The 18,604-nt window shown below is 70.7% G+C and carries 17 protein-coding genes; 3 read left to right on the top strand and 14 right to left on the bottom strand.

Annotated features, from left to right (window positions below):
• Positions 1-186 precede the first annotated feature (186 nt).
• The 9 genes from ACWC2B_RS11435 to ACWC2B_RS11395 all read right to left on the bottom strand — a co-directional run bounded on the left by ACWC2B_RS11435 (position 187) and on the right by ACWC2B_RS11395 (position 10,076).
• A complete protein-coding gene (locus ACWC2B_RS11435; protein WP_450716256.1) occupies positions 187-1,008 on the bottom strand; it encodes an HAD family hydrolase in 822 nt (273 codons plus the stop codon).
• Positions 1,005-2,294, bottom strand: a complete 1,290-nt coding sequence (gene serS / locus ACWC2B_RS11430) for a serine--tRNA ligase (protein WP_450716255.1) — start codon at positions 2,292-2,294, stop codon at positions 1,005-1,007. The genes ACWC2B_RS11435 and serS overlap by 4 nt, the downstream gene beginning before the upstream one ends.
• A gap of 629 nt (positions 2,295-2,923) precedes the next feature.
• Positions 2,924-3,859 carry a prephenate dehydratase gene (pheA, locus tag ACWC2B_RS11425; RefSeq protein WP_053729810.1) on the bottom strand — a complete coding sequence of 312 codons (936 nt, stop codon included), beginning with the start codon at positions 3,857-3,859 and terminating at the stop codon, positions 2,924-2,926.
• 118 nt (positions 3,860-3,977) lie between these two features.
• Positions 3,978-5,258 (bottom strand): iron uptake transporter deferrochelatase/peroxidase subunit, encoded by a 1,281-nt coding sequence (efeB, locus tag ACWC2B_RS11420; RefSeq protein WP_450716254.1) that lies wholly within the window; start codon positions 5,256-5,258, stop codon positions 3,978-3,980.
• Positions 5,259-5,269: 11 nt separating this feature from the next.
• Complete coding sequence (locus ACWC2B_RS11415) at positions 5,270-7,195, bottom strand: copper resistance CopC/CopD family protein (protein ID WP_450716253.1); 1,926 nt, start codon at positions 7,193-7,195, stop codon at positions 5,270-5,272.
• 28 nt (positions 7,196-7,223) lie between these two features.
• Positions 7,224-7,694, bottom strand: coding sequence for a copper chaperone PCu(A)C (locus tag ACWC2B_RS11410; RefSeq protein WP_450716252.1), 471 nt, complete (start codon positions 7,692-7,694; stop codon positions 7,224-7,226).
• On the bottom strand, positions 7,691-8,350 hold the full coding sequence (locus ACWC2B_RS11405; protein ID WP_450716251.1) for an SCO family protein: 660 nt from the start codon (positions 8,348-8,350) through the stop codon (positions 7,691-7,693). The genes ACWC2B_RS11410 and ACWC2B_RS11405 overlap by 4 nt, the downstream gene beginning before the upstream one ends.
• A gap of 47 nt (positions 8,351-8,397) precedes the next feature.
• A complete protein-coding gene (locus ACWC2B_RS11400; RefSeq protein WP_450716250.1) occupies positions 8,398-9,126 on the bottom strand; it encodes a YcnI family copper-binding membrane protein in 729 nt (242 codons plus the stop codon).
• Positions 9,127-9,233: 107 nt separating this feature from the next.
• A complete protein-coding gene (locus ACWC2B_RS11395; RefSeq protein ID WP_450716249.1) occupies positions 9,234-10,076 on the bottom strand; it encodes a hypothetical protein in 843 nt (280 codons plus the stop codon).
• A gap of 260 nt (positions 10,077-10,336) precedes the next feature.
• Between ACWC2B_RS11395 and ACWC2B_RS11390 the strand changes: the two genes are divergently transcribed.
• Positions 10,337-10,798 (top strand): ATP-binding protein, encoded by a 462-nt coding sequence (locus tag ACWC2B_RS11390; protein ID WP_450716248.1) that lies wholly within the window; start codon positions 10,337-10,339, stop codon positions 10,796-10,798.
• A 39-nt stretch (positions 10,799-10,837) separates the two neighbouring features.
• Here ACWC2B_RS11390 and ACWC2B_RS11385 read toward each other — a convergent pair whose 3' ends face one another.
• Both ACWC2B_RS11385 and ACWC2B_RS11380 read right to left on the bottom strand, forming a co-directional pair.
• Entirely contained in the window at positions 10,838-12,304 is a 1,467-nt protein-coding gene (locus tag ACWC2B_RS11385; protein ID WP_450716247.1) for an aminopeptidase P family protein, read from the bottom strand.
• A gap of 118 nt (positions 12,305-12,422) precedes the next feature.
• Positions 12,423-13,910, bottom strand: coding sequence for a PP2C family protein-serine/threonine phosphatase (locus ACWC2B_RS11380; protein ID WP_450716489.1), 1,488 nt, complete (start codon positions 13,908-13,910; stop codon positions 12,423-12,425).
• A 447-nt stretch (positions 13,911-14,357) separates the two neighbouring features.
• On the opposite strand from ACWC2B_RS11380, the gene ACWC2B_RS11375 reads away from it, so the two are divergent.
• Together ACWC2B_RS11375 and ACWC2B_RS11370 are read left to right on the top strand one after the other, a co-directional pair.
• A complete protein-coding gene (locus ACWC2B_RS11375) occupies positions 14,358-15,020 on the top strand; it encodes a bifunctional DNA primase/polymerase (protein WP_386033544.1) in 663 nt (220 codons plus the stop codon).
• A 203-nt stretch (positions 15,021-15,223) separates the two neighbouring features.
• Entirely contained in the window at positions 15,224-15,766 is a 543-nt protein-coding gene (locus ACWC2B_RS11370) for a hypothetical protein (RefSeq protein ID WP_450716246.1), read from the top strand.
• A gap of 193 nt (positions 15,767-15,959) precedes the next feature.
• On the opposite strand, the gene ACWC2B_RS11365 is transcribed toward ACWC2B_RS11370, so the two are convergent.
• The 3 genes from ACWC2B_RS11365 to ACWC2B_RS11355 all read right to left on the bottom strand — a co-directional run bounded on the left by ACWC2B_RS11365 (position 15,960) and on the right by ACWC2B_RS11355 (position 18,578).
• Positions 15,960-16,925 carry a DUF5926 family protein gene (locus ACWC2B_RS11365; RefSeq protein WP_450716245.1) on the bottom strand — a complete coding sequence of 322 codons (966 nt, stop codon included), beginning with the start codon at positions 16,923-16,925 and terminating at the stop codon, positions 15,960-15,962.
• A 160-nt stretch (positions 16,926-17,085) separates the two neighbouring features.
• Positions 17,086-17,697 carry an ATP-binding protein gene (locus ACWC2B_RS11360; protein ID WP_450716244.1) on the bottom strand — a complete coding sequence of 204 codons (612 nt, stop codon included), beginning with the start codon at positions 17,695-17,697 and terminating at the stop codon, positions 17,086-17,088.
• Between the two features lie 53 nt (positions 17,698-17,750).
• Entirely contained in the window at positions 17,751-18,578 is an 828-nt protein-coding gene (locus ACWC2B_RS11355; RefSeq protein ID WP_450716243.1) for a glycerophosphodiester phosphodiesterase, read from the bottom strand.
• Positions 18,579-18,604 lie beyond the last annotated feature (26 nt).

Raw genomic sequence — 18,604 nt, 5'->3', positions numbered from 1 at the left:
AGGCCGCCCCTCCCACATGAGTAAGGGGCGCCCACCATGGTGGGCGCCCCTTACTCATGTCCAATTCGCGTTACCGATGCCCAACTCGCGCCCTATAGGCGGCGTTTGCCGCGCGTGCCTAGGGCGTGCTCCAAAGTCACCAAGCCGCAAGGGCCCAAGGGCCCAAGGGCTCAAGGGCTCACGGGCTCAACGCTGAAGCAGTTGCTCAAGGACGACCGCGATGCCGTCGTCCTCGTTCGACGCGGTGATCTCGTGGGCCACGGCCTTCAGCTCGTCGTGGGCGTTGGCCATCGCGACACCGTGCTGGGCCCAGCCGAACATCGGGATGTCGTTCGGCATGTCCCCGAACGCGATCGTGTCCGCCGCCTTGCAGCCGAGCCGGCGCGCGGCCAGCGAGAGCCCGGTCGCCTTGCTCAGACCGAGCGGCAGCAGCTCCACGACGCCGGCGCCCGCCATGACCACGTCCACCAGGCTGCCGACGACCTGCCGGGTGATCCTCGCCAGCGCGTCGTCGTCGTACCCGGGGTGCTGGATGTAGACCTTGTTCAGCGGGGCCGACCACAGCTCGGCCAAGTCCTCGAAGGACCGGACCGGCAGCGGGCCCTCCTGGACCTGGTAGCCGGGGCCGACCAGGACCTCGCCGTCGATGCCGTCGCGGCTGGCGGCGAGCGCCAGCGGGCCGATCTCCGCCTCGACCTTGGACAGGGCGAGCCCCGCGAGCTGGCGATCGAGCGTCACCGAGGTCAGCAGCCGGTGCTCACCGGCGTGGTAGACCTGCGCGCCCTGCCCGCACACCGCGAGGCCCTCATAGCCGAGGTCGTCGAGGATGTGCCGGGTCCAGGGCACCGACCGGCCGGTCACCACGATGTGCGCGGCGCCCGTCGCGGTGGCCGCGGCCAGCGCGTCACGGGTGCGCTGCGAGACCGACTCGTCGGACCGCAGCAGCGTCCCGTCCAGGTCGGTCGCGATCAGCTTGTACGGGAACGGGCGCCCCACGGCGGTGCTCACTTGGAGATCGGCTCCAGGACCTCGCGACCGCCGAGATACGGGCGGAGCACGGCCGGGACCCGCACCGAGCCGTCGGCCTGCTGGTGGTTCTCCAGGATCGCCACGATGGTGCGCGGGACGGCGCACAGCGTGCCGTTCAGGGTGGCCAGCGGGGTGACCTTGCTCTTGCCCTCGCTGGTGTCACGCATGCGGACCGACAGGCGGCGGGCCTGGAAGCCGTCGCAGTTGGAGGCCGAGGTCAGCTCGCGGTACTTGCCCTGCGTGGGGATCCACGCCTCGCAGTCGAACTTGCGCGAGGCCGAGGCGCCGAGGTCGCCGGTGGCGACGTCGATGACCTGGAAGGGAAGCTCAAGAGCGGTCAGCCACTGCTTCTCCCAGTCGAGGAGCCGCTTGTGCTCGTTCTCGGCGTCGTCCGGGTGGACGTAGGAGAACATCTCGACCTTGTCGAACTGGTGGACCCGGAAGATGCCCCGGGTGTCCTTGCCGTACGTACCGGCCTCGCGGCGGAAGCACGGCGAGAATCCGGCGTAGCGCAGCGGCAGCTTGTCCGCGTCGATGATCTCGTCCATGTGGTACGCCGCGAGCGGGACCTCGGAGGTACCGACCAGGTAGTAGTCGTCCTTCTCCAGGTGGTACACGTTCTCGGCGGCCTGGCCGAGGAAGCCGGTGCCTTCCATGGCGCGCGGGCGGACCAGGGCCGGCGTCAGCATCGGGATGAACCCGGCCTCGGTGGCCTGTGCGATCGCCGCGTTGACCAGGGCGAGCTCCAGGAGCGCGCCGACACCGGTCAGGTAGTAGAAGCGCGAGCCCGACACCTTGGCGCCGCGCTCGACGTCGATGGCGCCCAGCGCCTCGCCGAGCTCCAGGTGGTCCTTGGGCTCGAAGCCCTCGGCGCCGAAGTCGCGGATGGTGCCGTGCGTCTCCAGGACGACGAAGTCCTCCTCGCCGCCGACCGGCACGTCCGTGTGGACGATGTTGCCGAGCTGGAGGAGCAGCTGCTTGGCCTGCTCGTCGGCCTCGTTCTGCGCGGCCTCCGCGGCCTTGACGTCTGCCTTGAGCTGCTCGGCCTTCTTCAGGAGCTCGGCGCGCTCGTCCGGCGTGGCCTTGGGGATGAGCTTGCCGAGCGACTTCTGCTCGGAGCGCAGCTCGTCGAAGCGGAGGCCCGAGGACCTGCGCAGCTCGTCGGCGGAGAGCAGGGCGTCGACGAGGGCGACGTCCTCTCCACGGGCGCGCTGGGAGGCGCGAACACGGTCGGGGTCCTCACGGAGCAGGCGAAGGTCAATCACGCCTCCAGGCTACCGGTGCGGACTCCCGGCACCCCACCGGATATCCCGGCGCCCGCCACCAGCGTGTCACTTTGTCCGAATTGCCCGTATTGGGAAATCTGATCCGGGAATTCCGTGCCGGGCGTCAGGCGGGTGTCAATGAAATCGCCGCTATCCCCCGAAAAGAGGCGCTTTCCGGTTCACCGTTGACCGACTCCCTTGCGGTGCACAGGACTTGTCCACAGAAGCGCACAGTCGCGGAAACTTATCCACAGGCTGTGCGGTGGATCTGTGGACTGCGGAAGGGATCGTTCCGAAAGCCGCATGCGGGACGGAGGTTTCCCCTCTCAAACCCGTTCCACACGCTCATTCGGGTGGGAATTACTCGCTCTAAAGAGTTGATCAATGGAATTGAGGTGACAGAGGATGTCCTGGCGGCCTGTGGACTGCTGTGTCGTCACTAGAGTGATTTGTCGACTGTGTCCGATTGTGTTGTCGACTTACCCACAGGTCGAGAAGTGAGCCTGTGGATAACTTTGTGGACAAAGAAAATCAGCAGGTAGGACCGGCCGCCGGGCTGGATGAGGGGCTGGGGCAGCGCTCTCGAATGCCCCCGGCCCCGGCTTACGCCTGAGCCCTGCGGCCCCGGCCTACGCCCGGCCGTCCTGGCAGCGGGCCAGCCACTCCGCCGCCTCGACGAACTCGGCGTCCGAGGTCCCCGCCCGCAGCGCTCGTACGTCGTCGAGCGTCACCTCGGCCCGGGGGTACGAACCGAGGAAGCGCACCTCCGGGCAGATCCGCCGCAGCCCCATCAGCGCCTCCCCCACCCGGCGCTCCGAGATGTGACCCTCGGCGTCGATGGCGAAGCAGTAGTTGCCGATGCCCTGACCGGTCGGCCGGGACTGGAGCAGCATCAGGTTGACCCCGCGCACCGAGAACTCCTGGAGCAGTTCGAGGAGGGCGCCCGGATGGTCCTCGCGCTGCCACAGGACCACCGAGGTCTTGTCCGCGCCGGTCGGCGCCGCCGGGCGGGCCGGGCGGCCGACGAGCACAAAGCGCGTCTGCGCGTTGACCGCGTCGTGGATGTCGGTGATCAGCGGTTCCAGACCGTACGTCGCCGCCGCGAACTCGCCCGCGAACGCCGCGTCATAACGCCCCTCCTGGACGAGACGGGCGCCGTCCGCGTTGGAGGCGGACGATTCCCAGAGCGCCTCCGGCAGGTTCGCCTTCAGCCAGTTGCGGACCTGGGGCTGGGCGGCCGGGTGCGCGGTGACCGTCTTGATGTCCGCCAGCGTCGTCCCGGGGCGTACGAGCAGGGCGAACTTGATGGAGAGCAGCACCTCGCGGTAGATCATCAACGGCTCGCCCGAGACCAGCTCGTCGAGGGTGGTGGTGATGCCGCCCTCCACCGAGTTCTCGATCGGGACCAGGGCCGCGGCCGCCTCCCCGCTGCGCACCGCGTCCAGGGCGGCCGGCACGGACACCATCGGAACGAGTTCGCGGGTCGCGGCCTCGGGGAGCGTGCGCAGGGCGGCCTCGGTGAACGTGCCCTCGGGACCCAGATAGGTGTATCGCGTGGCGGACATGCACGTCACACTAATGGCCCGAAGTCACGGGCACCCACCGCTCGGCGCGACCGGGGGCGACCCGCGGCGAACCGTTCCACCGGGCGGGCTCACCCACAGCGGCCGTCGGTCGCCACCGTCACGACTCCAGGAGCCGCTGGCCCACGTACTCGCCCGCCCGCGGCCCGCCCGGCACCGCGAACAGGCCGCTCGCCTCGTGCCGCAGGAACGCGGACAGGGCGTCCCCCCGGTCGAGTTTGCGCTGCACCGGTACGAATCCCTTGACCGGGTCGGCCTGCCAGGCGACGAAGAGCAGGCCCGCGTCCGGGGTCCCGTCCGCCGCGATGCCGTCGTGGTACGAGAACGCGCGGCGCAGCATGGCCGCGCCGCCGTTCTGCTCCGGGGCGGCGATGCGGGCGTGGGCGTTCTCCGGGATGACCAGCTTGCCGTCCGGGCCGAACTTGTCGAGCTGCATCTTCGTCGTCTCCGTACCCCCCGAAAGAGGGGCGCCGTTCGACTTCCTGCGGCCGATCACCTGCTCCTGCTGGGGGACCGGCAGCTTCTCCCAGGTGTCCAGGAGCATCCGGATCCGGCGTACGACCGCGTACGAGCCGCCCGCCATCCACGCGGGCTGCGCGGTGTCCGGCACGAAGATCCGCTGCTCGAAGTCGGCGTCCGAGGGCTTGGGGTTGCCGGTGCCGTCGATCTGGCCCATCAGATTGCGGGCGGTCATCGGCTTCTGGGTGGCGCCCGGGGTGCGGTTGAAGCCGTTCATCTGCCAGCGCACCTTCGCCGCCGAACCCGCGTCCTGCTGGATCGCACGCAGCGCGTGGAACGCGACCAGGGCGTCGTCCGCGCCGATCTGCACCCACAGGTCGCCGTTCGAGCGCCTGGGGTCGAGCTGGTCGGAGGAGAAGTCGGGCAGTGGGTCCAGCTGTGCGGGGCGCCGGTCGGTCAGCTGCGTACGGTCGAAGAAGCTGTGGCCGAAGCCGAAGGTGACGGTCAGCGAGGAGGGGCCGGCGTCCAGGGCCACCCCGGTGTCGCCGCTGCTCGCGGGCTCGCCCGCCATCAGGGACTTGGCTGTCTGAGACCAGCGCCGCATCAGCGCGGCCGCCTCCTTGCGCCCGGCGCCCGGGGCCAGGTCGAAGGCGATCAGATGGCCCGTGGACTGAAGCGGAGTGGAGATCCCCGCTTGATGTTTCCCGTGAAACATCACCTCCGTGGAACCGACCGACGTCAACGGGCTTGCGCCGTCCGGGGATTCGACGGCCGCATAGACCCCGGCCCCGCCCGCCGCGCCCAGCGCCAGGCCGGCCGCGCCGACTCCGCCTACGGTGCCGAGCAGCTTGCGGCGGGAGATGTCGAGGGCGGGTTCGGCGGAAGTGGCCGGAGCCCGGTCGGAGTTCTTGGTCTCGCTCATATCAGTTCTACTCAGCCGATCTTGACGTTCTTGTCCACGGTGGTCTCGTCGATCTCCGAGGTGCGTACGGTCACCGAGATCTGCCAGTCGCCCGCCATCGGGATCTGGACGCCGCTCGCCTTCCACTGCCCGGCGGCGACCCGGTCGGGCACGACGGGCAGCGGGCCCACCGATTTCGCGGCCAGTGTGAAGGAGACCTTCACCTCGGGGGCGTCCTTGGGCTTGCCCGCCGGGTCCTCCAGGGAGACCCGCAGATCGTTGGAGCCGGTGCGGCCCGGGTCGAGGGCGAGCTCGACGGTGCCCTTGCCGTTCTGGCCGCCGGTGTCGAACGGCAGCCGGATGTCGACCGGCCGGTCCGCGACAGCGACCTGGGACCCGGCCTTCGCCTTGTCCACCGCCTCCTGGGTGCGGGCGGGTTCGGTCGAGGTCAGCACGGTCGTCACGGCGAGCAGCACCACGGCGACGCCGGCTTCGGCAAGGACCGTGCGGCGCAGCCCGGTCCGCTCGGGGTCGGCGTCGCGGATCCGCTTCTCGCGGGCGGTGCTCAACGCGGCCCGCTGGCGTGCGAGTTGAGCGGCCCGCTTGGCGTCCTTGCCGTCGTCGGGGACGGTGACGGGCTCCGGTTCGCTCGCGCGCTCCTCGACGATCAGGGCGGCGTCGGCCTCCGGCGCGGTGCGTTCGGAGAGGCGCGCGGTCCAGCGCCGCGAGACCGAAGCGGTCCCGACAAGGACCGCCACCAGGCCGATCTTGACGAGCAGCAGCTGCCCATAGGCGGTGCCGACGAGCGCCGACCAGGTGCCGACCTGCCGCCAGGACTGGTAGACGCCGGTCGCGGCGAGGACCGCCACGCTCCAGAACGCGATCCGCGAGAACCGCAGGACGGCCGCGCGTTCGATGCCCGGCGCGCGGTACAGGACGACGAGGAGGGTGACGAGCCCGCCGAGCCAGGTCGCCACGGCCAGCAGGTGCAGCACGTCGACGGGCATGGCGATGCCCGGCTGGAGCCCCGTCGAGGCGTGCTCGGCGAGCGCCCAGGTCGCGGCGAGACCGGCGGCGACCACGGCCCCGCCGATGGCCAGGCCGAAGGTGAGGTCCTTCTTCTCGTCCTTCTCGGTCTCGTCGTCCCGCCTGGCGTACGCGCCGAACAGCACGGACACGAACAGGGCGGCGGCGCCGAGCAGCAGCAGCCGGGAGATGAGCGCCGCGCCCGGCTTGGTCTCCAGGACGGCCCGCAGACCGTTCAGGTCGAAGGCGTCCGAGAGCTTCCCGGAGCCGGTGTAGGGGGTGCGGAGCAGCAGCATCGCGAGGGTGGCCGCGGTCATGGTGAGCCAGCCGCCGACGACGACCCGCTGCACCGGGCCGACGGTCGCCCCGCGCCGCCAGCACGCGAGCACGAACGCCGCGCCGCCGGTGAGCAGCACGAAGCCGCCGTACGCCGCGTACCGCGCGATGCCGTAGAGGCCGCCGACCAGGCCGCCGCCGACCGCCTGGGTGGGGATGACCGCGGTGGTCGCCGAGGGGGCGCCGATGGAGAAGGTGAAGGCGCCCGAGACGGGGTGGCTGTCGGCGGAGATCGCCTGCCAGGCCACCGTGTAGGTGCCGTTGGGGATGCCGGTGCGCAGCCGGACGCCGTACTTGACGACGTCGCCGCTGCACAGGTTGACGAGTTCGGCGGTGTCGGAGCGCTTGCCCGTGGGGTCGAGGACCCGGATGGAGTTGGCGTCCAGGGCGACGCCCTCGGAGAAGGTGAGGGTGACCTGGGCGGGGGCGGTGGCGACCACCGCCCCGTCCTTCGGGTCGCTGCCGGTCAGTGCGGCGTGCGCGGACGCGGGCACGGCGCCCGCGAAGAGCGCGCCGAGCAGCGCCACCGTGACGAGCAGCAGCCGGGTCAGGCTTCGGCTCGCGGTGGTTCGAAGGCGTGGGGCGGTGGCCGTCATGTCAGTCCCTCAAGTCCCTCTGGTTACCTCAGTGGTGCTTCGGGTTGTAGGTGGCTTCCTTCACCGCGAGGTCGACCTTGACCGGGTCGGCCTTCTGGAAGTGCAGCTCGATGGTGACCTTCTCGCCCTGCTTCGGCTTCGTCTTGAGACCCATGAACATGATGTGGCTGCCGCCGCGCTCCAGGTCCAGCTCGCCGCCCGCGGGGATGTCGAAGGACGCCACCTCCTGCATCTTCTGGTTCTTCGTCTCGTGGATCGTGACGTTGTCCGACAGGTCGCTGGTGACCTTGGTGAGCTTGTCGGCGGTCTTGCTGTCGTTCTTGACGGTGAGGAAGCCGCCGGCCATGTCACTGGTCGGCACCGGCATGAACGCGTCGCTCACCTGGAGCTTCGGCTTGGCCTCGGCGCTGTCGGAACAGCCCGCCAGGGCCAGGCCGGCCGACAGGGCTATGACGGAGGCGACGGTCGAGCGGACGGCGTGGGTGGTGCGGCGGTTCACGGGTTCTCCCCCTTGATGATCTTCGGCAGGTCCTTGGTGTAGTCGGCCACGGTCGCGTCCTCGCCGTAGAGGACGTACCCCTGGTCGGTCTTGGGCGAGAACGCGATGACCTGGGCACCGTGCATCGAGACGACCTTGCCGTCCTTGTCCTTGGTGGCCGGGTCGATGCCGATGCCCAGTTGGCGGGCGCCTGCCTGAATGGTGGGGAAGTCACCGGTCAGGCCGATGAAGGACGGGTCCTGGCCCTTGAGCCACTTGCCGAGCGAGGCGGGGGTGTCGCGCTCGGGGTCGGTGGTCACGAAGACGACCTGGAGCTTGTCCTGGTCGGCCTTGGGCAGCGCCTTCTTGGCGACGGCGATGTTGCCCATGGTGAGCGGGCAGACGTCCGGGCAGTTGGTGTAGCCGAAGTAGATGAGTGTCGGCTTGCCCTTGGTCTCGGCCCGGAAGTCGAACTTCTTGCCGTTGGTGTCCGTCAGGACGAAGTCGGGCTTGGCGAACGGCCGGTCGAGCAGCGTCGCGGCCTGGGTCTTCGCCGAGGCGGAGACATCGGCGACAGGGCTGTTGGAGCCGCTGTCACCGCTGCTTCCGCACGCGGTCAGGGTGAGCGCCGCTGCCGCCGCGAGGGCGGCGGCAGTCAGCGCGGTTTTAGTGCGCATGGGGTGATTTTCCGGTCTTTTCCGGTTGAAAGGGTGCAGGGGACGGGCTACGCGGAGCGGCGGCGTCCGGCGAACACGCCGAAGGCCACTCCGGCGATGCCGACGACGATGCCCACGACGCCCAGGATCCGCGCGGTGGTGTCGGTGTCCGACGAGGACGAGGCCTCGGTCTTCTTGCCGGCCGCGCTCGCGTTGGCGGCGGGCGCCGCGTCGTCGTCGTCGTGCCCTCCGGCCGCTGCGGCGGTCAGCTTGAGGGTCGGCGCCGGGTTCGCGGGCTCGGGCTGGCCCTTCTGCGCCTCCTGGATCCAGCGCACGACCTCGTTGTTGTCGTACGTCTGGAGCGCCTTGAAGACGAGCTGGTCGGTGTCGGTGGGCAGCGAGCCGACGGACAGCGGGAACTTCTGGAACTGGCCGGGCTCGATCGCCCCGCCGCTCCAGGTCACCTTGGTGACGGCCTCGTTGATCTGCTTGCCGTGCACGGTCAGCGGCTTGTCCAGCTTGGACTTGGTGACCTCGACGTTCCAGCCCGGCACCGGCTGCGGCATGACGGACGCCAGCGGGTGGTCGGCCGGGAAGTTGACCTCCAGCTTGACCGTCTTGGCGTTGTCGCGCTCGTTGGGGACCTTGAAGTCGACGACGGCGTAACCGCCCTTGGCGGCCGCGCCCTCGGGCTGCACGGAGACGTGGGCGAAGGCCGATCCCGAGAGCAGCAGGACGGACCCGGCGGCGACGGAACCGACGACGGCGAGGCGGGTGCGCGAACGGGCAGCGTTCATGGCAGAGACACTCCAGTGAGCAGGAAGGGTGAGGACGTCCACCGCGCAACGGGTGCGCGGGGACCCGCGACACCACCCCTGCGGTACGTGTGGGGAGTGGGCCGCGTTCAGGCTGCGAGGGCGTACGCCGCGGGCGGCCCGCGCCTGATCACCGAGTGCTGAAGTGCCGTCCCGGACCGGGGCGGAGTCTCGCGACGGTCCCCGACGGGGATGCTCGGGTCGGCGGCTGTCAGGAGCCCGGCGCACAGCGCCGCCGCGAAGGACAGGGCACGGCGCAGCGAGCGTACGGTCGTGGCCTCGGCCGCCGCCGTGACGGATTCGGCGGCCAGGCGCACCACGCGGAACAGGGCGACCTCGCCGCGCCGCAGCAGCCATCCGGTGGCAAGCGCCGCGAGGAGGTGGCAGAGCAGCATCGGGAGCGTGGGCAGCAACGAGGAGGCGAGCGACGCCGAGCCCGGGCCGCTGCCCGCCATGCCGGACATCATGTCGGCCATCTGGGACATGCCGGACATGGAGGCGTGGCCCGTGTCGGTGACCCTGGACGGGTCGATGCCCGCGTCGGTCACGATCCGCTGGGCGTCCGCCGCGGTGAGCGGGGCCGCGCCGCTGCCGCAGATCAGCTTCGCGGCGAACTGGATCAGCGGGAGGTCCCCGGTGGATCCGCTGCCGGAGACGGCCGCCGTGTGCTGGCCGATGCCGAAGAGCGTGTGCAGGCCGAGCTGTCCGGCCGCGAGAGCGCCCGCGATGGACGGCAGCGTGCGCTCGCGTCCGGCGAGCGGCGCCGCGACCGCGAACACGCCGAGGAAACCGGCGAGCAGCGTCCACCAGGGGACGCTCGCACAGGCCGCCATGATGTGCCCCATCGCGGACAGCACGACGCAGACCGCGGCGAACACCGCGGCCCTGAGCAGCCGGAGACCGGCGCCTGCTGGGGCGTGGGGGGTAGACATGGCGGGGCCATCATCGCACTGCCCTTACCCGCTCCATACGGCAGGTCCGGAAGGTCGCCTTTGGATACGGGGTGGGGGTTCCGGTGAACCGGAGGAGAGGGTTCCGGGGTGCTTTACACCGGCGTGAGAGGCGCGTACATCCGCCGAATGGGCGCCATCACGTCAAGAGCGCGCTTACAGAGGAGGACTTGGGGCAATACTGCGCCCGTAGGGAGAAGGAACTACGTCGAGCCGCAGCGCCGCAGCCAGGAGGCTGGAGCATGAGCATCTGGTGGTCCCTCCACTTGCGGCGCGAGGCTGCGAGCGTTCCGTTCGCCCGTCGTCTTCTGCTCGGCGCCATGGAGACCGCCGGGGTCGACCCGGACATCTCCTACGACCTGTCGGTCGCGCTCAGCGAAGCCTGCGCGAACGCGGTCGAGCACGGCGGGGACGCGGTGTCGGGCAGCGCGTCGGCGGCTTACCGGGTGACCGCCTACCTGGACGGCGAGAAGTGCCGCATCGAGGTGGCGGACTCGGGCCCGGGCTTTCCCGTACGACGCAGCCGGCCCGCAGCGGTGTCGGCCTGGGGCGGGGCGCTGCCCGAACACGGCAGGGGCCTCGGCCTGATCGAACAGCTCGCCGACCACGTGCACTTCCGGAACCGGCCCGGCCGGGGCGGCGCGGTGATCAGCTTCGACAAGATCCTGAAATGGCGCGAGGACGCGCTGCTCAAGGTGTCCTGAGCGGCGCGCCCCCGGGCGCTGACGACAAGCGGCTTCGGATCAGGCCTGCTTGAGCCGGGCCATCCACGCCTCGACCTCGTCCGCGCGGCGGGGCAGCGCGGCGGACAGGTTCTCGTTGCCGTCCTCGGTGACCAGGATGTCGTCCTCGATCCGGACGCCGATGCCCCGGTACTCCTCGGGCACGGTCAGGTCGTCGGCCTGGAAGTACAGACCGGGCTCGACAGTCAGGCACATGCCCGGCTCCAGGTCGCCGCCGACGTACGTCTCGGTGCGCGCGGCCGCGCAGTCGTGGACGTCCATGCCGAGCATGTGACCGGTGCCGTGCAGGGTCCAGCGGCGCTGCAGGCCGAGCTCCAGGACCTTGTCCACGTCCAGGTCGCCGAGCAGACCCCACTCGACGAGCTTCTCGGCGAGCACGCGCTGGGCGGCGTCGTGGAAGTCGCGGTAGGGGGCACCCGGCTTGACCGCCGCGATGCCGGCCTCCTGGGCCTCGTACACCGCGTCGTAGATCTTGCGCTGGAGCGGCGAGAACGTGCCGTTGATCGGCAGGGTGCGGGTGATGTCGGCGGTGTAGAGCTCGTTGGTCTCGACGCCCGCGTCCAGGAGCAGCAGGTCGCCGGAGCGGACCTCGCCGTTGTTGCGCACCCAGTGCAGGGTGGTGGCGTGCGGGCCCGCGGCGCAGATCGAGCCGTAGCCGATGTCGTTGCCCTCGACGCGGGCGCGCAGGAAGAATGTTCCCTCGATGTAGCGCTCGCTGGTCGCCTCGGCCTTGTCGAGCACCTTGACGACATCCTCGAAGCCGCGGGCGGTCGAGTCGCACGCCTTCTGCAGCTCCGCGATTTCAAACGCGTCCTTCACCAGGCGCGCCTCGGAGAGGTACACGCGCAGCTCTTCGTCGCGCTCGGCGGTCACCTTGTCGGCCAGCGCGGCCTCGATGGACGCGTCGTGGCCGCGTACGCCCCGGACCGGACCGGTCGCCTCGGCAAGGGCGGCGGCCAGCTCGCGCACGTCCTTGGCGGGCAGCCCGAGCAGCTGCTCGGCCTCGGCCAGGGAGTGGCGGCGGCCGACCCACAGCTCGCCGGTGCCGGACAGCCAGAATTCCCCGTTCTCGCGGTTTGAACGCGGAAGCAGATAGAGCGTGGCTTCGTGCCCGTCACCGGTGGGCTCCAGGACGAGCACGCCGTCCTCGGTCTGGTCGCCGGTCAGGTACGCGTACTCGGTGGACGCGCGGAAGCTGTACTCGGTGTCGTTCGAGCGGGTCTTCAGGTTGCCCGCGGGGATCACCAGACGCTCGCCCGGGAAGCGCTGGGAGAGCGCGGCGCGGCGGTCGGCGGTGTGGCCGGCCTGGGCGATCGGCTCCAGGCCGCGCAGCTCGGTGTCGGCCCAGCCGGACTTCATGTTCTCGGCCAGCTCGTCGGACACGCCCGGGTACAGGCCGTTCTTCCGCTGCTGGATCGGCTTCTCGTCCGCTTCGTCCGGGGTCTCCGGAGTGAGCTGGTCAGCCACGGTCTGCCTCCACACTTAGTACGACGTCGACTCCCCCGGTCTGCGGGACCACAGGGGACCCCCACCATCGTACGGGCGTGCGGAAAAGGGTCCAGGGCCGAAGTGCCTCTTACCGGGGCTAGGCGAAGCGGGCCGCCAGGATCACCACGTCCTCGGCGCCGTCCGCCTCGTCGAGGCCGTCGGGCAGCACGGTGCGCAGCACGTGGTCGACCACGGCGTCCGGGTCGTCGCGCACCGCCTTGGGGACGCTCGCCGCGGCCGCGTGCAGCCGGGCGAAGGCGCGGTCCATGGGGTCGCCGGTGCGGTGCAGCAGGCCGTCCGTGTACAGCAGCACCGTTTCTCCGGGGTGCGGCGAGATCTCCACGCTCGGCGCCTCCCAGCAGGCCAGCATGCCAAGGGGCGCCGAGAGCGAGGTCTCCACGAACTCGGTCCGCCGGTCCCCGACGATCAACGGCGGGGCGTGCCCGGCCCCAGCCAGGACGATCTTGCGCCGGACGGGCTCGCAGTAGGCGAACAGGGCGGTGGCCGAGCGGGCGGGCTCGGTGAGGCGCAGGAGCAGTTCGAGGTCGGAGAGCACGGCGACGGGGTCCTCGCCCTCCATCACGGCGTACGCCCGAAGGCTCGCGCGCAGCCGTCCCATCGCGGCCACCGCGCTCGGCCCCGATCCGGTGACGGAGCCGACGGCGAGGCCGAGCGCGCCCTCGGGCAGCGGCAGCGCGTCGTACCAGTCGCCGCCGCCGCGCGGCCCGGTGCGGTGGCGGGCGGCCAGCTGGACGCCGGCGACCCGGGGCAGCCGGCTGGGCAGCAGCTCCTCGGCGACGGTCGCCACATGGGCGCGGGCCCGCTCCAGTTCGACGAGCCGGGCCAGGTGCTCGGCCGCGTACCGGATGTAGAGCCCCACCAGGTGCTGCTGGCGCTCGACGGGCTCCGCGCTCTCGTCGTAGAGCCAGACGGCGGCGCCGAGCCGGCCCGCGGCGTCGGTGGTGAGGGGGAGCGCGTAGCTGGCGGCGTAGCCGAGGCGGGCCGCCACCTCGCGGTGGCGCGGGTCGATTCCGTCCGGGTCGGCCATGAGGTCGGGACCGCCGGCGGCGTCCGGAAGCCCGTCCAGGATCCGGCCGTACGCGGTGGCGCTGCGCGGCACGGTCTCGATGTGGCCGAGGTCCGCGTGGGCGAGTCCGAGGCCGGTGGTGACAGCCGGGCCCAGGCCGTCGGAGGGTTCGAGGACGACCAGGCCGCGCCGGGCGCCGACCAGCGCGGCACCGGCCTTGAGGAGCTCGTCCAGGGCCTCGTCGAGAGCGGTGGTGCGGGCGAGCCGCTCGGTGAGTTCGTGCAGCGTGGTGAGGTCGGAGACCCAGCCGGCGAGCCGGTCCTGGAGCACCGCGCCGGGTGGGGTGTGGGTGGCGGACGAAGGCAGAGGCGCATGAGTGTGCGCGGGGGGCGGAACGGCTGGATCGATTCCAGCCACTTTCGGCAGGTGAGGGGCGCTCATGGCAGCCGGCTTTCCGACTGGTTGATTCCGCTCAATAGCATCGCAAACCCCCATGTCATTCTGCGCCGCTATCAATGCATCCACATGTACACGCACAAGTGAGGGGATGTCCAGCATTGTCATAGCGGGACTATTGGTGTCCGTGGGGCGTTGAACTTGGCCAAAAAATGGCCCTGGTGGCCCAGCCCTGAGGTCGACTGAAGGCGTTCAACTGTGCGTCGTTTCAACCGCGTTGGGTACGTAATCGGTGTGGTCCGGGGCAGTTGAGGACGCCTCGGAACCTTGCGGTCGGCCTGAGCGTCTTAAGAGCCGACCGGCCACGCCTCATCCCCGAGCGGCCGGGTTTTTGTGCACAGGACGGCAAGCGCCACGTACGCGCCACCCTTCGCCATGCTTTAAATGGTTACGGGCAGTGGCCGTCGCAACCAGTGGTGACCGCCCATGATCGGTCCTGGCGGGTTCCCCGTACCGCAGACTCAAGCTCACAGAGCAAGTACGCGCAGTGAAGAGATGCACACATGGTGTGATGTGGACTCGGCGTTCAACGGAAAGGAACGAGCGCCCATGCGCGAGATCCTCGGAAGGCGACGCAGGTTCCGGTTCCGGCGCAGTGAAAGGGCTGCTCAGCTCGGCGCCGCGCTGACCTGTGCGACCCGATGGAAATGGCCCGTGCTCCCGGGTGTGGGACTGGCCGCGGGCGGGCGCGGCTGTGCCTGTCCCGACGCTGAATGTGTGGTGCCCGGGGCGCACCCCTTCGACCCCGTCCTGCTCGCGGCGACCACCGACGAGCGCATGATCCGCTGGTGGTGGACGAACCGGCCGGCCGCGCCGGTCCTGCTCGCCACCGGTGCCGGCGCGCCCTGCGCGATCAGCCTTCCGGCCGTCGCAGGAGCCCGGGCGCTCGCCGCCCTCGACTCCATGGGCGTGCGGCTCGGCCCGGTCGTGGCGACCCCCACTCGGTGGTCGCTCCTGGTCGCTCCGTACTCGATGGAGCGCCTGGGCGAGCTGCTCTACTCCAAGGACTGGGTGCCCAGTTCGCTCCGCTTCCACAGCGAGGGCGGGTACTTGGTGCTGCCTCCGTCGCAGACCGGCAAGGGGCAGATCCGCTGGGAGCGGCCCCCGCTGGGGGCGGCCGGGCCGTGGCTGCCCGATGTGGAGGCGGTGGTGGACGCGCTGGTCGAGGCGAGCACCAGCGCACCGGACGGCGGGAGCCGGCTGGCGTACTGAGAGCAGGGCGGTCCCGACAAGCGTGCGGGAGCCGGGACGCCCAATGAGCGTGAAGGCGGCTCGGTTCCCGGGCCGCCTTCACTCTTTCGAGTGCGAGCAAGCCCTGGTTGTACGGGAATTGGGCGCACGCGCCACGGGGTGCCCGGTTTCCGTCGATATCTTCGGCCCACCATCAGGAATTCCAGGGCAGACGGGTCCCCTCCATGAATCTCCAGCACCTCCGCATGGCCGGGCTCACCGCCGTCGTGGTGGGCACCGTGCTGCTGCCGCTGGTCGCCTCCGCCGGGCCGGCCGGAGGCCCCGAGCAAGGGGGCGCTGCGGATGACGCAAAAAGCCCCCTCGCGCACGCCCTCGCGCGGGTGAACAAGCCACTGCTGCCGGCCCCCGAGGACGCGGCCGCGCACTGCGGACCCGAACTGGTCTCCCCCGAAGGGGTCGAGGCGCAGACCTGCGTAATGAACCGGGCGCACGACACCTGGGCGCGTACCTACTACCGCAACGCCACCGGCCAGGAACTGCGCGCGGTCCTTACGCTGCTCGGCCCCGACGGCCGGACCGTCGAGACGAACTGCCAGGTGGCGGCCGACGACCAGCCGGATTCCTGTGAAACCCCGCACGAGAACTCATCCGGGCAGTCCGCTGGATCGGGGGCGTATTCGGCGGTGGCGGAGTTCTCCGGGGCGGGAGAGGACTCACCGCTGCTCCTGCGTTCCGGTAGCAACTCCACGGAACCCACGGCTCGTTGACCGAACCGGTAAATGGAAGGGCCCGATCGCTGGCGACGGGGGATGCACCAGCGACCGGGCTCTTAGAACGGTAACAAGAGATCTGTCGTTCGCAAATTCGATCTCGGTAATTCGGACACCGATTTACCTGTGAGTACGGGCAGTTGTGACAGGAGTCACCTGTCGGTCGACCGAAACCGTCCCGTCGTCACTCTCAGCTGAGGGTCACTTGGCGGTTGGTGAGCCCGCCCCGGGCCCGGCGCTCGTCCGCGGTGAGCGGCTCCTCGTTCGCGAGCGCCCCGGCGAGCCGCTCGGCGAACTCAGCGGCCGGCTTCTCGCACTCGTCGGCGCCCATGTCGCTCGGCAGGTCCCAGACCGGCACGGTCAGGCCGTGCGCCCGGAAGGAGCCGACGAGCCGGGTGCCCTCGCCGAGCGAGGACGTCCCCGCCGCGTGCAGCCGCGCAAGGGCGTCCAGGAGCTTCTCCTCGGGGTACGGCATGACCCACCGCAGGTGGTTCTTCTCGGGGGTCTCGCACCAGTACGAGGAGTCGACCGACTTCAGCCGTACGGTCGGGATCGCGGCGGCGTTGGCCCGCTCAAGGGAGGCCGCCACCTCGGACGCGGCGCTGTCGGCGTCCGGCACCCAGAACTCGAAGCCGGTGTGCACCTCCGGCTCGAACGCGGCGGCCGGGTCGAGCAGGTCCTGCAGGCGTACGCCGTCGGACTCGGCGCGCCGGGCGGCGACTGGCGAGCCGGGCTCGGCGACCAGCGCGCGCTTCAGCGTGTCGGCGAGGTCGCGGCTGATGTCGCCGGAGGGGGTCTCGTTCTGCAGGCCGATCAGCACGGACCCGTCCTCGCGGCGCAGCGCCGGCCACGCCATCGGCAGCACGGTCGCGAGCGTCACGGACGGCACGCCCTCGGGCAGCCCGTCCTTCAGGGTCAGCGGGACGGTCGCGGCCGGGACCAGCTCGCGCAGCGCGACCCAGTCGCACTCGCCGGCCAGGCCTTCGAAGGGGCGCTGGACCAGCTCGGTCACGGCGTGCGCGGCGGCCCGCCCGTGACAGGCCTTGTAACGGCGGCCGGAGCCGCAGGGGCAGGGCTCACGAGCCCCGACGACCGGGATTTCCCCGTCGCTGATCTGCGGCTTGACGGCCTTCGCCTGGGGACGCTTCTTGGCCATGATGTGGCTCTCTCCCGACTGCGGTGGTGCGGTGTCGCTGTGTCGGGCGCGAGCCTAGCCGTACCGAACCGCCACAGGCGGCAGCGTCGGTTGTCGGCCCGGAGGCGGTCGGCGTGCCTCCGGGTGTCGTACGTCCCCCGGGCCCTTGGCCCGGGGTTGTTCAGTCCAGGTCGTCGAACGCGTCCGCGAACTCCAGGCTCGCCGCCGCCCCCGGCCCTGCGACGCGCGTAGCGAAATCGTCGTGACGGTGCCCCGCGGTGAGGATCACCCACACGGTGACCTCGCCGGACGCGCTGTCCCGGACGCCCCAGTCCTGGGCGAGGGCGCTGATGATGTTCAGCCCCCGGCCGCCGCGCGCGGTCACCGACGGAGTCGCCGGGACGGGCCGTGTCGGGCCGCCCCCGTCCGTCACCTCGACCGTCAGCCGTCCTGTCTTGTCGATTCGCCAAGCTGCCTCGATGTCGCCGTCGCCTATGTCGGACCGCCCCAGCGGCCTGCCGTGCCGGCAGGCATTGCTGAGCAGTTCGGAAAGGATCAGAACGGCATCGTCCACGACCGGCTCGGACACCCCGCTGCCGAGCAGTTGCTCGCGCATCCGGTGTCTTGCCTTGCCCACGCCCGCAGGGCCATGGGGTACGGCCATGCTCGACGACGTGGGCACCTCCTGTGCCACCACCAACGCCACCCCCGAGACCTCCTTCGCCCCACGCCACGGTGTGGATGCCCCAATGGACTGGACCGGAAACCGGCCAACCGGCGACGGGCGACGCATTCGTCACGATCGGATACGGAGCGAACGCGCCGGTGCACTCCCTGTAGTGGCCGTTACATGCGGCCCAGTTGGGACAGAACCTGTTTCGGGCGGTTGGTGATGATTGCCTCCACTCCGAGGCTTACGCACAGGTCCACGTCCTCGGGCTCGTTCACCGTCCAGACGTGCACACGGTGCCCCGCGCGGTGCAGCCGCTCGATGTACGCCGGGTGGTTGCGCACGATGCGCATGCCGGGGCCCGCGATCCGCGCCCCGGCCGGCAGCCGCCCGTCGCGCAGCCGCGGGGAGAGGAACTGCATCAGGTAGACGGTCGGGATGTCGGGGGCGGCCGCCGCGACCCGGTGCAGGGACCGCGCCGAGAAACTCATGATGCGGACCGGGGAGGTTTCACCGGCCGGCGGCGGCTCAGTGAGGCCGAACCTCTTAAGGAGGTGCAGGAGACGCTCCTCGACCTGGCCGGCCCAGCGGGTGGGGTGCTTGGTCTCGATGGCGAGCTCCACCCGGCGCCCGGCGTCCGCGACGAGTTCGAGCAGCCGTTCGAGCGTCAGTACGGAGGTGAACTCGCGGTCCCCCCAGTCCGGGCTCTCCTCGCTGTCCTTCCAGGAGCCGAAGTCGAGCGCGGCGAGCTCGGAGAGCTCCAGGGTGGACACGGCGCCACGGCCGTTCGAGGTGCGGTTGACGCGCCGGTCGTGGACGCAGACGAGTTGTCCGTCGGCGGTCAGGCGGACATCGCATTCCAGGGCGTCGGCCCCGTCCTCGATCGCCTTCACGTACGCGGCGAGAGTGTGCTCGGGGGCGTCCTCGGAGGCTCCTCGGTGGGCGACCACCTGGACGCGGGGGTGGTCCGGGGTGTGCGGGCTGTGCTGCCGTGCTTGGGTCACCGCGTCATCGTGCCACCGTCGGGTCA

Source organism: Streptomyces sp. NPDC001415 (genome assembly GCF_053597395.1).
This window is presented reverse-complemented; position numbering and strand designations above follow the sequence as displayed.

Coding starts and splice junctions, on each gene's coding strand:
- pheA (WP_053729810.1), bottom strand. CDS start 3,859: ATGTCCGCCACGCGATACACCTATCTGGGTCCCGAGGGCACGTTCACC.
- efeB (WP_450716254.1), bottom strand. CDS start 5,258: ATGAGCGAGACCAAGAACTCCGACCGGGCTCCGGCCACTTCCGCCGAA.
- ACWC2B_RS11415 (WP_450716253.1), bottom strand. CDS start 7,195: ATGACGGCCACCGCCCCACGCCTTCGAACCACCGCGAGCCGAAGCCTG.
- ACWC2B_RS11405 (WP_450716251.1), bottom strand. CDS start 8,350: ATGCGCACTAAAACCGCGCTGACTGCCGCCGCCCTCGCGGCGGCAGCG.
- ACWC2B_RS11400 (WP_450716250.1), bottom strand. CDS start 9,126: ATGAACGCTGCCCGTTCGCGCACCCGCCTCGCCGTCGTCGGTTCCGTC.
- ACWC2B_RS11395 (WP_450716249.1), bottom strand. CDS start 10,076: ATGTCTACCCCCCACGCCCCAGCAGGCGCCGGTCTCCGGCTGCTCAGG.
- ACWC2B_RS11390 (WP_450716248.1), top strand. CDS start 10,337: ATGAGCATCTGGTGGTCCCTCCACTTGCGGCGCGAGGCTGCGAGCGTT.
- ACWC2B_RS11380 (WP_450716489.1), bottom strand. CDS start 13,910: ATGCTGGACATCCCCTCACTTGTGCGTGTACATGTGGATGCATTGATA.
- ACWC2B_RS11375 (WP_386033544.1), top strand. CDS start 14,358: ATGCGCGAGATCCTCGGAAGGCGACGCAGGTTCCGGTTCCGGCGCAGT.
- ACWC2B_RS11370 (WP_450716246.1), top strand. CDS start 15,224: ATGAATCTCCAGCACCTCCGCATGGCCGGGCTCACCGCCGTCGTGGTG.
- ACWC2B_RS11365 (WP_450716245.1), bottom strand. CDS start 16,925: ATGGCCAAGAAGCGTCCCCAGGCGAAGGCCGTCAAGCCGCAGATCAGC.
- ACWC2B_RS11360 (WP_450716244.1), bottom strand. CDS start 17,697: ATGCGTCGCCCGTCGCCGGTTGGCCGGTTTCCGGTCCAGTCCATTGGG.